Raw genomic sequence first — 13,211 nt, forward strand, 5'->3', positions numbered from 1 at the left:
CAAGGGCGCGCCTGCGGCGCGCCGGGACGCCCGGCCGCCCCGGCCGGGCGTGCGGCGTGAGCGCCGGTCCCGTCCGGACGGCCAGCGCCCCCACCCGCAGCACACCCCAGCAGGCGAGGCGACGTCCGGCCGCCGCAGGCCGGGGCGTGGTGGGCCGGGGGTCGACGGCCTCCGAGACTTTAGGCAGCTCCCATGGGGCGAGCCTCGAAGAACAGGGGGCCCATCGGGCACAACCGCGGGCAGGGCACATGCCTGCCCGATTCGCCGGGCCAGCGTAGGGCCCCCTGTTCACTCGCCCCATGGCAGCTACCGCCCAAAGTCTCACCAGCCGGCGACGTGTCCACCCGCGCCGCTCACCAGCGAGAAGACCCCTCACCGCGCACCGCCGTCACTGTCAGCCAGTGCCTCCAGGAGTCCGGCAAGCCGGTCCATGGCACCGGGCCAGCCCGCCAGGCGTACGACACCGCGCCCCTGCTCATCCGTCGAGGCGATCGCCCGAACCTCCGACAGCTCGAACCCCGCACTGATCAGTGCCCGGTTCATCCGGTCGGCAGCCTCCCGCGCGACCCGCCACCCCGCCACGTAGTCGACACCAGGCACCCACAGACCCCAGTCCATGCCCGCGATGCCGTCGAGCCCACCGCTCAGCCAGTCCTCACCCGCGCCAGCCACCGCGTCCACCTCAGCCCTTCCCGAGATAACGAGTCGTCAACTCCCTTTGCCTGTAAGGGACCCAAGGCGACGCAACGCGACGACCCCGGTACCATCAGGCACCGGGGACCGTCGCGTCCCCTGCCGGGCCACCCTTCGCTTTCCAGGGCTGACGGGGTGGCCCGGTCTCGGTATGAGGTTGTAGGCGCGGCCCCCACTCGGGAGGGGAGCCCCCGAGATACGGACCTTGGGAGCCGCGCCCCTTGGCCGGATAGGTCAGTCCGGCCGTGTCCGGGTCACCGTCCGCTCCTGATCGCGAAGGAGCCGACCGGCACAGTGGCCCGGCGCCTGTTCAGGCCGAGTACTCGGCCCACAACCGTTCGAGGTCGAAGCGGCACCACACGGTCTTGCCGCCCTTGACCGCCGGGGACCACCACACCGCATCGGCCAGCCGCTGCACGATCAGCAGCCCACGCCCCCGGTCCGGCAACAGCGCCTCGCAGAAGTCACCCGCCAGCTCAGGTGAGACGAACTCACCGGCCGCCAGCTCAGGCGGAGTCGAGTCCTCATCCGCCACACCGATGACCAGCAGTTCCGGGTACGTCATCAGCGAGACCTTGATACTCCGCGCGGCACCGGGCACGGCGAGCACGGCATCCGGCACCGCATGGTGCACGACGTTGCCCACCAGCTCCGACACAACGAGCTGCGCAGCGTCGACCGCATGCGCCAGACCCCAGGTCCGCAGGTAGGCGCCGACCATGTCCCGCGCCGCTTTGGCGCAGTCCGGCGACTCCGCGAAGAGCGTCAGCGCACGAAAGTGCCCGTTCGCCGGATCATGCACCGAGCGGGGCGGAGCACCCGCCGCCGAGGCGTTCGCCGAGCGTTTGCTCTGCTGCGTTTCCACCGCGATCCCTCCCGAGCCCCGACGAGCCCGGTAGCCCGTCGATCTGTGCCGACCAGTGAACGGCGTAGGAGAGCCAACCGGGAGCGTTCACCAGGGGGTTCACGTGAACACTGGCAAACGCAAAGGGGGTTCACCAATGAACCCCCTCAGGGCGACACTGCTGTGACAGGATGAGCACTCGCCGTCAGTCTCGGGTTGGCAGGGGAGCATGAACCGAGAGCCGAACGCGCACTTAATCGCCGTCATGGACGAAGCGAACGTCTCGAACAAGGGACTCGCGAAACGCATGCGTGACGCCGCCACGCAACGCGGCACCACCCTCGGGACGACTCACGTCGCCGTCCAGCGATGGCGAGACGGCGCGGGCATCCAGCCCCAGACAGCCGCGATCATGGCGGACGTCCTCAGCACCAAACTGGGCCGCCACATCACACCCGGCGATCTCGGCTTTTTCAAGACCTCCCGCCCGGCCGCTCCCCAGCCGATCGGATACCCGAGCACCGTCCCCGACGTACTGTCCACACTGGCAGCACTCGCCGACGAACGAGCCGAGGCACCCGCCACCAAGCCACTGGCTATCGCAGACGCCGACCTCAGTTCGGCAGTCCTGTCATGGATGATCGGCAGACCCGACGGCATCCAGGCCGACAGGCCCGCTCACCAACACGTCGGCATGCGCGACGTACGCGCCATCCGGGACGCCGCCAGCATGTTCATGCAACTCGACTTCAAATACGGCGGAGGCCACGGCCACAAGGCCCTGCGCCACTACTTCCGCCACGAAGTCCTGCCCCTGCTGGACGCCAGTTACAGCGAGAAGGTGGGCACCGCACTGTTCGGCGCCGCCGCCGAAGTCTCCCAGCTGCTCGCGTGGACCGCCTACGACACCGGAAACCACCGACTCGCACACCGCTACCTGACATCCACGCTGCGACTGTCCCAGGTCATCGACGACCGCATGTTCGGCTCACGCATCCTCGGCAACCTCAGCCACCAGGCCAACTACCTCGGCAACCACACCCAAGCTATCCAACTCGCCCGCGCCGCCGTCGAGGGCGCCAAGGGCCGGGCCACCCCACGCGCCATGGCGAACTACTCGGCCATGGAGGCATGAGCCCTCTCCCACGCAGGCGACCCGATCGCAGCGGGCCGCGCCATGAACGAAGCAGAACGCCACTTCCAGCGCGCCGACACCGCCGACGACCCCGCATGGCTGAGCTACTTCGACGAGGCGGAACTCATGGGCGAACTCTGCCACTGCTTCCGCGACCTCAAGATGCGCCGCGAAGCAGTCGAGCAGGCACAGCGAGCCGTGGACAGCACCGACCCCAAGTACGCCCGCACCCTGGGGTTCTGCCGCATGGTGCTCGCCCAGAGTCAGCTACTCAACGGCGAACTGGAAGCCGCCGTCACGACAGCCAGCCTGGCCGTGGACGGCGGTGACTCCCTCCAGTCGACACGCTTCCAGCGCTACATCACCGACTTCCAGGCCCAGGTGAGCGCCCACGCGGCGAACCCGATCGTGGCCGCTTTCAACGACCGGGTACGCGACGCACTCACCCGCCTGGAGGACGACGAGGAGTAGCAGCTACCAGGGCCGCCAGTCCCGAGGCGCATGATCGTTGCGCAGCCCGGCGATACGCCGGCGGTACTCCTCCGCCGTCCCCTCGTCCTCTTGCACGTTCTGCATGAGCCACGTCGTCATCCCGAACTCTTGCAGGCCACGCAGTGTCTCGTACCCGGGCCAGTCGTACAGATCCCGCCCGTACGCAGCCACGAAGTCCGCATACTGCTCGTCCGTCTGCCACCCGAGGCTGTGGTGCTCAACAGCTGTGACCATCAGATCCCACTCCGGATGGTCGTAACAGAAGGCCTCAAAGTCGATCAGGATCACCTGCCCGCGGTCATCCACCATGAGGTTCTGCACGTGGGCGTCACCGTGCACGGGCCCCTTCGGTGTCTCGAAGCGCAGCTCTTCGTACTTGTCCCGCAGCTCCCGCCACCGCTTCCGCAAGAAGACCCTGTCATCCTCCGGGATCACCGCCCGGTCCATCCGCAGCTCTTGCTTGTCGAAGGGATCGAACGAGGGCAGCTCAAGACCATCTGGCACGGTCAGGGAGTGCAGATCCCGCAGCACACCGCCCAACTCACCGTAGGTAGCTTTCCGGTCTCCCTCAACGATCAGATGCCAGAACGTCACCGGGTGACCATCGACCACGAGCGGCTGCTCAAGATCCTCAACGATGCGTGCGGCAGGGACTCCCTCTGCTGCCAGCCACCTCGAAACGGCCACCTCAATGCGCGCCTTGGACAACCACTCACGCCCACGAGCCACCCGCACGATAACCGGGGCCGAAGCCAGCCGGAACAACGCGTTCTCCCCGAGCCGGATTAACTCCGCCCCGGTGTCGTCGAGCCCCGCCGCCCGGCACGCGGCCACCATCACCCGCGCAGCCCTCGCCGACGTAAACCCCTCTTCCGATCGAGCAGCGCCAACCGCCATGCCCGTACCAGCTCCCCTAGTCGCACGCGATCAACCAGCGCACGTTCACGGGTGACCAACCCGAGGCGCGCCGGACACAACGACGACCGTACTGAACGAGGCTCAGTTGTCTACGCCAGGGTGACAGGGATGAGATCGAGCCTGGGGCGACTACCCGAGGGAGTCGAACCTTTTATCGATGTTTCGGATTTGCGCTGGTTACTGCATGATCTAGGACACTGGTCCTACGGCGGACGCCCACGCAGAAAGACCATGGTGATGGACGAAGACGAGAGCCTCCACCGCTACGGCCTGCACCCTGTTGGTGCGAGCCTTGACGAGGTTCGCGGACTGCTCACCGTTCACATCCGGTTGGAGCAGCATGCACAGGGGGGCGGTGACACGGAGTTGATGAAACTGTGCTGCGTTCAACTGTTCAACGCCGGAGTTCTGGACGACGTACTACTCATCTGGAAGGGCAAGTCCGCCAGCATGGACGCCGACTGTTCGATCGACATCCAGTTGCTGTGCGGGAGCGGACTGGCCAGGACCAAGGCGTACCTGGCGCGCCAGCGTCTGCCGGAGGCGGAAGCAGCACTGCAGAGATTGCTCCACTCTGAGACGGTTGGCGACTTCGAGGATTTCTCCGTCGAGGAACACTCCGCCCAGTACACCGCCTATTACCTGCCGTGATGCTTGCTGTCTCGCACAGGGCTGCAGGCCGGCAGGCACCGTCGGACGAACCCTGGTCAGGGATGAGCCGATCGTAAAAGGTCTGTGAACGAGCCTTGATCTTGGCCATCAAGCCGCGTTCACAGCCTCAATCCATGGGGGACTTTCCAGGGCGCGGGCCTCAGGAGGTATCTGCTCCGCGGCGCTGCTGTAGTCCTGAACGAGTTCTTCCAAACCGCCCATGGGTTCCCTTGGCGGCCTTGTAGGCGGTTGCGAGGTTGTTGCGGTAGGTGAAGGTGTCGGGGTGGTCGGTGCCGAGGACGCGTTCGGTGTCGGCGAGGTTGGACTCGAACAGGGGGATGGCGCGCTTGAGGTCCCCGGCGGCCTTGTAGGCGGTTGCGAGGTTGTTGCGGTAGGTGAGGGTGTCGGGGTGGTCGGTGCCGAGGATGCGTTCGGTGTCGGCGAGGTTGGACTCGAACAGGGGGATGGCGCGCTTGAGGTCCCCGGCGGCCTTGTAGGCGGTTGCGAGGTTGTTGCGGCGGGTGAGGGTGTTGGGGTGGTCGGTGCCGAGGATGCGTTCGGTGTCGGCGAGGTTGGACTCATACAGGGGGATGGCGCGCTTGAGGTCCCCGGCGGCCTTGTAGGCGCGAGCGAGGGTGTCGCGGTGGGTGAGGGTGTGGGGGTGGTCGGTGCCGAGGATGCGCTCGGCGTCGGCGAGGTTGGACTCGAGCAGGGGGATGGCGCGTTTGAGGTCCCCGGCGTCCTGGTAGGCGGTTGCGAGGTTGTTGCGGTGGATCAGGGTGTGGGGGTGGTCGGTGCCGAGGATGCGTTCGGTGTCGGCGAAGGTGGACTCGAGCAGGGGGATGGCGCGTTTGAGGTCCCCGGCGTCCTGGTAGGCGCGGCCGAGGTTGTTGCGGTGGGTGAGGGTGTTGGGGTGGTCGGTGCCGAGGATGCGTTCGGTGTCGGCGAGGTTGGACTCGAACAGGGGGATGGCGCGCTTGAGGTCCCCGGCGGCCTTGTAGGCGCGGCCGAGGTTGTCGCGGTGGATCAGGGTGTGGGGGTGGTCGGTGCCGAGGATGCGTTCGGTGTCGGCGAGGTTGGACTCGAGCAGGGGGATGGCGCGTTTGAGGTCCCCGGCGTCCTGGTAGGCGCGGCCGAGGTTGTTGCGGCTGGTCAGGGTGGCGCGGTGCCTTTTCCCCAGCAGGCGCTCGTGAATGTGGGCTGCGCGACTTCCGGCGGCTGTGCCACGGGCCACGGCTCCCTGCTGGCGGAGGAACTCCGACGCGTCCCTCAGAAGCCGGGCGGTGGTGGCGGTCTCCGATTCCGGCGGGGTGTGATCGGTGTGGGCGATGACATGGGGCAGCAAGGCATGCCATGTCGGCCAGGTACCAGGGTCATAAGCATCTGTGGGAAGGCGGGATTCCAAGGCGTTCGCTGCTACCCGTTGTGCGTTTGTGATGTCCTTGGCGCGGCGGTGAGGATCCTTGGGATCGGGTGTCCGGGCGAGGGCTTGGACCAGCCGGTGCACGGTGATGGTGCCGTCCTGTTCGCTGATCATGCTGTAGGCGGCCAGTCTGCCGATGGCCGTGTTCAGCGCCTGAGGGTCAGCGAGTTTCTCCATGTAGGAGAGGGTGAGCTCAAGAAGCCGGAGACGCCGCCCGGTGACCCCCTGCGCGCGTTGAGACTGCAGCTGTGCGACTCTCGAGCGTAGTAGGGATGGGTAGGCAAGATCGTCGAGGAGGTTGCGGGGGATGCCGTCAGGGGCGTACCAGGCCAGTACCCGCAGTACCTCTCCCGCCAGCGGTGTGTCCTTGAGGCGGTCCAGGGTGATGCTCCAGATCCGGGCGATCGTACGGTCCGCGTCCCCGTCTTCCGCGGTCGTGGCGAACATCTCGGCCGGCCTGCTGGTGAGCAGGTCCAGGTAGGCGCGTGGGGAGACGCCGGTCTCGGCGCAGTACGAGGCTGCCTGCTCCACCGCCAGGGGCAGAAAGCCCACTTCCGCGCAGACCTCGGCGGCACCGTCACTGTCCCGCTGCTTCTCGTGGTTGAGGATGCGGGTGAACAACTCGACGGCTTCCGCTTCTTCCAGGACGTCCAGGGGCACGGTGGAGGACAGCTGGTGCCAGCCGGTGGCACGGCGACTGGTGATGAGGAAGCGTCCACCGTGACCGGCCCGCTCGATGACCGGACGGACATGCTGGGGGTCGTTGACGTTGTCCAGCACGATGAGCCAGTTCCGGTGGGCAGCGAGCCACAACAGGGCCCACTCTCGTAGATCATCGGCTCCCATCTCCGTACTTGTGAGAACGGGATGAAGGGCGACCGCGAAATCCGCCAGCCCGGAGTCCAGAGCGGCGGGCGACTCAGCGGTGATCCACCATTGCGGGGAGCTCCGTGAACGTGTCCTGGCCCAGTGAGCGGCGAGCGTGGACTTGCCGACCCCTCCCAAGCCGTGAAGGGCCTGTACGACCACTTCCCCCGACGTGGCGAACGCCGTATCCAGCGCGGCAAGCTGGCGATCACGTCCGACGAACCCATGCGGCCGCGGCATATTGCTCAGGCCTGTCGGCGCCTTCACCCTCGGCGCGCTCTTCAGCGCTCCCGTAGGCAACACCGTGTTGTGCGTATGGAACGACGTGGCGCTCTTGACATCCCGGCCCGCCACGATCGAGCCCTTGTCGGCCGACAGGCCCGGTGCGCCACCGCCGCGCTTTGTGCGGCTCGGTTTCCGGCGGCCCACTACGAACCCCGCCGGGCCTCGGAATCCCGGACGTCGCCGTCTGCCGCGATCGATCCACTGTCGGCCGACGGTCCCGTCCCTCCCGGCGGCGCAGGCGACCAGCCGGACGGAGCGGAACCCGAACCGGTATCGATGGCCTTCGAACCGCGCACACGTCCACGCGAGGCGATCGACCCCCCACGGGCGACAGGCGAGGGCCCATTCGCAGGCTGCTGCTGCAGATGACTCACCACCGCCAGCACGAACCCGGCCACTGTGAAGAACAGACTCAGCACGCTGCTCAACTGATCTGCCCGATCCAGCCCCAGCAGGGCGAAGAACACGATCAGAGCGCCCAGGCCGACAGCAGCCCCCACCCAGCGCAATACCTGCCACAAAGTCATGCAGGCATGATTCCGAAACCATCACGCCCGCAAGCCCCTTTTCAGGCAACTGATATGCAACAGAACACATGCATCCGCGCTGTGCCCCAATGATCCAGAGCCCGCGCGGCAAGCCGCATTGAGCCGATGCTGCAAAAAGGACTGTGAACATGGCTTGACCTGGATCAAGCCGTCGTTCCTATGGATGATGTACCGCTGCGGCTGGGGAACGAAGGCAGGCCAGGAGACCGTCCTGGCCGTTGAGATCACGCGTGACGGCTTCGAGTGGGCGCTGCGCCACGCGTGCCTGTCGAGCTATGTGCACGGGGTGCACCCCGACCGCGTCGCATGGCAGCACCAGCTCAAGCGGGCGCCCGCTCGCATCCAGTGGGACCCCGAGCGGGATCTGCGCCTGCGGCCCCTGCCGTACCGCTCGCTGCAACTGGGGCTCTCCGCTGAGGCCGTACGACGCTACGCGGACGAATGGACGGTCGCCATCAACGACGTGACCCCGCTCGCCCGTGAAATCCACGCGCTCGTGAGCGGCGGTGACCTCGACTCCGCGTCCCGGCTGCTGCCCCCGGAGCGTCCTTACCCCGCCGGAGACGAACTACTGGCCCACCTGCGTGCGTGACGCGGGTCCCGTCGACCGGCATCCTCACCTATTGATATTCGATAGGAATCGATCGATAATCGATGCATGCATCGTTTCTACATCGGCGCGCTCCGCGTCGGCATCGCGGCTGCGTTCCTGTTCGGGCTCTTCGGTCAGATCGTGGTGATCCCGTCGGCGGCAGCCGATGAGGTCGACCGGTTCCCCCCTTACGCGCCGTTCGCCACGCCCTACGTGACGGTGGCGATCATCGGTGTCGCCTGTGTACAGGTCGCGCTCGTCGCCACCTGGATGTTGCTCACCATGGTCGAGCGCGATGCGATCTTCACACCGCGAGCCTTCCGGTGGGTCGACACGATCATCGGGGCCTCGGTCGTGGCGACCGTGCTGGCGATCGGGGTCACTGGGCATCTGGCCCTGGCCGAGATCCCCTCTCCGGACGACGGTATGGACGTCATCAGCGCGCTGGCGGCCGCCGTCGCGAGCGTCGGCGTGGGGACGGCGTTCGCGATGCTGATCGTCATCATGCGCAGCCTCTTGCACAAGGCGACGGAACTGCAGACCGAAATCGCCGAGGTGGTGTGATGGCGATCATCGTCGACCTCGACCTCCAGCTCGCCAGGCGCGGCCTGTCGGTGGGCGAGTTCGCCGATGCCGTCGGCATCACACCCGCCAACATCGCCGTACTGAAGAACGGCCGCGCGAAGGCCGTGCGCTTCACGACGCTGGACGCGATCTGCCGCACGCTCCACTGTCAGCCCGGTGACGTTCTGCGCTGGGTGCCCGACGACGAGGGCGCCGACGGCGATGGTTGACGGTGGTTGACGACGGCTGACGACGGACAGAGTCCGCCCGTCAGGGCCCACCCGTCATCGCCCACCCCGTCAGCGTCCACTCGTCATCACCACCCGTCAGCGTCCGCCCGCGCTGGGCTCGAACGTGGAGAGGAGCTGCTGCAGGGCCTCCTGGTCCGGACCGACGAACGGGGGTGAGCCGGCGGCGGCACCCAGGGTGTCCAGCATCGCGCCGGTGATGCCTGCGGCCGGGGGCAGGTGGGTGGAGAGGATGAGGTCGGGCTTTCTGTCCCGCAGCGGCTGGAAGCTGTCGTGGTACTTCTCGACGTCCACGTTCTGCACCCAGGGGCTGTCGACCGTGGCCCACAGGAGTTGTGCGGAGCGCAGGTCCTCGGCACCGACCTCGCGGGCGTCCTCGGCCTCAGCGAGTTCGGCGGTGGGCAGCGGTGCTCCGAAGCAGTCGGAACTGAAGCAGGTGCCCGACAGGTTGTCGAAGAAGCCCACCGTGGCCGGATTGTCGAAGAGCGGCGGCCTGAACCCGGTGAGGGTACGGTCACCGACGTCCAGGGACTGCCCCGGGTTGAGCAGGTACGCGCGGTCGAGGGGCAGCGGATGCTCGCACGACATGATTCCGGCCGCGACGAAGGTGGTCACGACGCGCGCCTCCGGCGCCTCGGCCAGCAGGTCGAAGATCCCGCCCGTGTGGTCACGGTCCGGGTGGGTGAGCCAGATCCAGCGCACATCGGAGGGATCCAGTACGTCGGCGACCCTCTCCAGGAAGTTCCGGTCGGGCAGTCCGAGACCGGTGTCGACGACGACGGGCTGGTCGGCATGCAGCACGAATGCGTTCACCGGGATGTGCCCGATTCCGGGCACATCGAGGTTGTCGGTCAGGACACTGATGTCCGGACGGACCTTGTGGACGGGCATGACACACCTCAGGCCCCCCTGGGTTGGTGATCGCGCCGCGGCCTGGTTGCCTCCTCCATCGTCGGCCCATCCCTCGGTCACCGCATCCTGACGGAGCCCTCAGCCTCCGCTGCCGTACGGGCGGGTCAGGATTTCCAGGTTGTGGCCGTTCGGGTCGTCGAAGTAGGCGCCCCGGCCGCCGTCGTTGGTGTTGATCTCCATCGAGCGGCGGTGGTACGGGTCCGCCCAGTAGGTGAGGCCGGCGGCCCGGATGCGGGCGAAGATCTCGTCGAAGTCCGCCTCCGAGACCAGGAAGGCGTAGTGCTGGGGCGTGATGGGCCCGGACGAGTCCGCGTAGTCGAGGGTCACGCCGTTGGGGATCTCGACCGGGATGAACGGACCGTACTGGGGACCCACCTCCAGCCCCAGGATGTCGGCGAGGAACTGGGCGGACGCCTTCTTGTCACGGGCGGCGACGATCGTGTGGTTCAGCTCGACGGACATGGCGAAACCTCCTCGACGCGGGACGTTTCCCACGCTAGGCAGCCGCCCCCGGCCGACACCATCCGTCCTTCGACCCCGTCCCTTCCGTCTCCTGGACCGGGCCTCGGGTCCTAGGCAGTGAGCGGACAGCCAGGGTATGGCTGCCTTGGGCCCGCCCCTGCCCGGGGTCGGCGTGGGGGGGCAGGTTCAGGACGTGTGCCGCCCACCACTTCGCGCCTGCGTCCGGGTCCGCGTCCGGCAAGAAGGCGGTGGCCTTGCGGCCGCAAGGCCACCGCGGCCGCAAGGCACACTGACAACGAAGGGCCGGAGCCGTGTCACCGGCTCCGGCCCTCACCGAACACGCAGGCGACCGTCAGATCGTCGCCGTGTCGATCACGAAGCGGTAGCGCACGTCGCTCGACAGCACCCGCTCGTACGCGACGTTGATCTCGGAGGCCTCGATCAGCTCGATCTCGGCGCCCAGGCCGTGCTCGGCGCAGAAGTCCAGCATCTCCTGGGTCTCACGGATGCCGCCGATCATGGAGCCGGCCAGGGTCTTGCCGCCGCCGATCACCGAGAAGAGGTTGAGCGCGACGGGCTCCTCGGGCGCGCCGACGTTCACGAAGGCGCCCTCCGTCTTGAGCAGGGACAGGAAGGAGTCCAGGTCCAGCGGGGCGGACACGGTGGACAGGATCACGTCGAACGAACCCCGCAGTTCCTCGAACGTCTTCGGGTCGCTGGTCGCGTAGTAGTGGTCGGCGCCCAGCCGCAGCCCGTCGTCCTTCTTGCGCAGGGACTGGGACAGGACCGTCACCTCGGCGCCCAGCGCCTTCGCGATCTTGACGCCCATGTGGCCGAGGCCGCCGAAGCCGAGGACGGCGACCTTCTTGCCGGGGCCTGCGTTCCAGCGCTTCAGCGGGGAGTAGGTGGTGATGCCGGCGCACAGCAGGGGCGCGGCCACGTCCAGCGCGAGGCCGTCGGGAATCCGTACGACGAAGGCCTCGTCGACGACGATCTTCTCGGAGTAGCCGCCGTAGGTCGGCTCCCCGTTCTTGTCGAGGGCGTTGTAGGTGCCCACGTTGCCCTTGGCGCAGTACTGCTCGAGGCCGGCCTCGCAGTTCTCGCACTCGCGGCAGGAGTCGACCATGCAGCCGACGCCGACGCGGTCGCCGACCCGGTACTTGGTCACACCGGAGCCGACCTCGGAGACGATGCCGGCTATCTCGTGCCCGGGCACCATGGGGAAGATCGCCTCGCCCCAGCCCTCACGGGCCTGGTGGATGTCCGAGTGGCAGATTCCGGCGAACTTGATGTCGATCAGTACGTCGAACTCACCGACCGCGCGGCGTTCGATCGTGGTGCGCTCCAGCGGAGCCTTGGCCGCGGGGGCGGCGTATGCGGCGACAGTGGTGGTCATGCCGGGGGTTCTCCTAGCAGGTCGTCTTGCGCCCGGCCTGCCTTCCGGCCGGGTACGGGTTCCAGCCTGTCGCAGCGGGCGAGGTTCACCCAGATCACGGTTCTGCGTACGTTCGCCGGTCCTACCACCGGCGGGGTCAGGCTCCCCGTCGTACGACCGTGAATACTTGACGTATGGACGGTATGGAGGAGAGGTCCGGGGCGGTACCGGCCGCCACCCAGGCGCCCGCCGGTGACGCCGGGGAGACCCTGGACCGGCGGGCCGAGCTCAGCGAGTTCCTGCGCACCCGGCGTGCCCGGCTGAAACCGGAGGACGTGGGGCTGCCGGACTTCGGCCGGCACCGCCGGGTTCCGGGGCTGCGCCGGGAGGAGCTCGCACAGCTGGCGGGCGTCTCGGTGGCGTACTACACGCGGCTGGAGCAGGGCAACGGGCGCAACGTCTCGGCGGAGGTGCTCGACGCGATCGCGCGCGCCCTGCGGCTGAGCGACGCCGAGCATGCCCACCTCACGCATCTCGCGAAGCCGAAGGCGCACAAGAAGAAGCCGTCGGCGCGGTCGCAGCAGGTGCGGGGCTCGCTGCGGCAGCTGCTGGACACGCTGGACGGCGTCCCCGCGTACATCACGGGGCGGCGCTCGGACATCCTCGTCTGGAACCGGATGGCGGCGGCCGTCTTCGGGGACTGGTCGGAGCTGCCCGCCCACGAGCGGAACTGGGCGCGGCTGGTGTTCCTGCGGCCCGAGTACCGCGAGCTGTACGTGGAGTGGGAGTCCAAGGCGGCCGACATGGTGAGCTATCTGCGCATGGACGCCGGCTGCCACCCGGACGACCCGCGGCTGTCCTCCCTGGTAGGGGAGCTCTCGGTGAAGAGCGATGAGTTCCGGCGGCTGTGGGCCACGCATGACGTCAAGGAGAAGGGCCACGGGGTGAAGCGGATGCGGCACCCCCTGGTCGGCGAGCTCACCCTCTCCTTCGAGACGTTCCGGCTGCCGGACGACGGCGAGCAGTCGCTGGTCACGTACCACGCGGAGCCGGGGTCGCCCTCGGCGGAGGCGTTGCGGCTGTTGGCGAGCTGGGGTTCGGACGCGCGGGCCTCCGGCCGGAGCGCGTCCGAGCTTGGGCGCCCTGGGGCCGGCCGGCGGGAGTAGTCGCGTCTGCCCTGTCGCGGTGAGTGGGCGGCTGCG

General features: G+C 67.9%; 13 protein-coding genes and 1 pseudogene. 6 read left to right on the forward strand and 8 right to left on the reverse strand.

Annotated elements, in window-relative coordinates; genetic code table 11:
• Positions 1–372: 372 nt before the first annotated feature.
• Together ACZ49J_RS37520 and ACZ49J_RS37525 are read right to left on the reverse strand one after the other, a co-directional pair.
• Complete coding sequence (locus ACZ49J_RS37520) at positions 373–672, reverse strand: hypothetical protein (protein WP_467450566.1); 300 nt, start codon at positions 670–672, stop codon at positions 373–375.
• Between the two features lie 331 nt (positions 673–1,003).
• Positions 1,004–1,558, reverse strand: coding sequence for an ATP-binding protein (locus ACZ49J_RS37525; RefSeq protein WP_467450567.1), 555 nt, complete (start codon positions 1,556–1,558; stop codon positions 1,004–1,006).
• Positions 1,559–1,766: 208 nt separating this feature from the next.
• Between ACZ49J_RS37525 and ACZ49J_RS37530 the strand changes: the two are divergent.
• A pseudogene (locus tag ACZ49J_RS37530) lies at positions 1,767–3,143 on the forward strand (sporulation protein).
• A gap of 3 nt (positions 3,144–3,146) precedes the next feature.
• Here ACZ49J_RS37530 and ACZ49J_RS37535 read toward each other — a convergent pair.
• A complete protein-coding gene (locus ACZ49J_RS37535) occupies positions 3,147–4,061 on the reverse strand; it encodes a phosphotransferase enzyme family protein (RefSeq protein ID WP_467450568.1) in 915 nt (304 codons plus the stop codon).
• 258 nt (positions 4,062–4,319) lie between these two features.
• Between ACZ49J_RS37535 and ACZ49J_RS37540 the strand changes: the two genes are divergently transcribed.
• Entirely contained in the window at positions 4,320–4,733 is a 414-nt protein-coding gene (locus tag ACZ49J_RS37540; protein ID WP_467450570.1) for a hypothetical protein, read from the forward strand.
• A 160-nt stretch (positions 4,734–4,893) separates the two neighbouring features.
• On the opposite strand, the gene fxsT is transcribed toward ACZ49J_RS37540, so the two are convergent.
• Together fxsT and ACZ49J_RS37550 are read right to left on the reverse strand one after the other, a co-directional pair.
• Positions 4,894–7,263: an FxSxx-COOH system tetratricopeptide repeat protein gene (fxsT, locus tag ACZ49J_RS37545; RefSeq protein WP_468351686.1), complete on the reverse strand. Its 2,370-nt coding sequence runs from the start codon at positions 7,261–7,263 to the stop codon at positions 4,894–4,896.
• A gap of 188 nt (positions 7,264–7,451) precedes the next feature.
• Positions 7,452–7,835, reverse strand: coding sequence for a hypothetical protein (locus ACZ49J_RS37550; RefSeq protein ID WP_467450577.1), 384 nt, complete (start codon positions 7,833–7,835; stop codon positions 7,452–7,454).
• A 154-nt stretch (positions 7,836–7,989) separates the two neighbouring features.
• Here ACZ49J_RS37550 and ACZ49J_RS37555 point away from each other — a divergent pair, with 154 nt between their 5' ends.
• The 3 genes from ACZ49J_RS37555 (at position 7,990) to ACZ49J_RS37565 (ending at position 9,242) form a co-directional block, all read left to right on the forward strand.
• On the forward strand, positions 7,990–8,448 hold the full coding sequence (locus tag ACZ49J_RS37555) for a DUF4291 domain-containing protein (RefSeq protein WP_467450578.1): 459 nt from the start codon (positions 7,990–7,992) through the stop codon (positions 8,446–8,448).
• A 66-nt stretch (positions 8,449–8,514) separates the two neighbouring features.
• Positions 8,515–9,012, forward strand: coding sequence for a DUF2975 domain-containing protein (locus ACZ49J_RS37560; protein ID WP_467450579.1), 498 nt, complete (start codon positions 8,515–8,517; stop codon positions 9,010–9,012).
• Positions 9,012–9,242 carry a helix-turn-helix domain-containing protein gene (locus ACZ49J_RS37565; RefSeq protein ID WP_467450580.1) on the forward strand — a complete coding sequence of 77 codons (231 nt, stop codon included), beginning with the start codon at positions 9,012–9,014 and terminating at the stop codon, positions 9,240–9,242. Before ACZ49J_RS37560 ends, ACZ49J_RS37565 begins: the two co-directional genes overlap by 1 nt.
• Positions 9,243–9,338: 96 nt before the next feature.
• Here the strand turns inward: ACZ49J_RS37565 and ACZ49J_RS37570 are convergent, their stop codons facing one another.
• From ACZ49J_RS37570 to ACZ49J_RS37580, 3 genes are all read right to left on the reverse strand, one after another.
• Complete coding sequence (locus tag ACZ49J_RS37570; protein WP_467450582.1) at positions 9,339–10,151, reverse strand: MBL fold metallo-hydrolase; 813 nt, start codon at positions 10,149–10,151, stop codon at positions 9,339–9,341.
• Positions 10,152–10,250: 99 nt separating this feature from the next.
• Positions 10,251–10,634 carry a VOC family protein gene (locus ACZ49J_RS37575; RefSeq protein ID WP_467450583.1) on the reverse strand — a complete coding sequence of 128 codons (384 nt, stop codon included), beginning with the start codon at positions 10,632–10,634 and terminating at the stop codon, positions 10,251–10,253.
• Between the two features lie 352 nt (positions 10,635–10,986).
• Positions 10,987–12,030 (reverse strand): NAD(P)-dependent alcohol dehydrogenase, encoded by a 1,044-nt coding sequence (locus ACZ49J_RS37580; protein WP_467450586.1) that lies wholly within the window; start codon positions 12,028–12,030, stop codon positions 10,987–10,989.
• A gap of 182 nt (positions 12,031–12,212) precedes the next feature.
• Here ACZ49J_RS37580 and ACZ49J_RS37585 point away from each other — a divergent pair, with 182 nt between their 5' ends.
• Complete coding sequence (locus ACZ49J_RS37585; protein WP_467450644.1) at positions 12,213–13,175, forward strand: helix-turn-helix domain-containing protein; 963 nt, start codon at positions 12,213–12,215, stop codon at positions 13,173–13,175.
• The last annotated feature ends 36 nt before the right edge of the window (positions 13,176–13,211 follow it).

Source organism: Streptomyces sp. NPDC030840, from assembly GCF_055572015.1.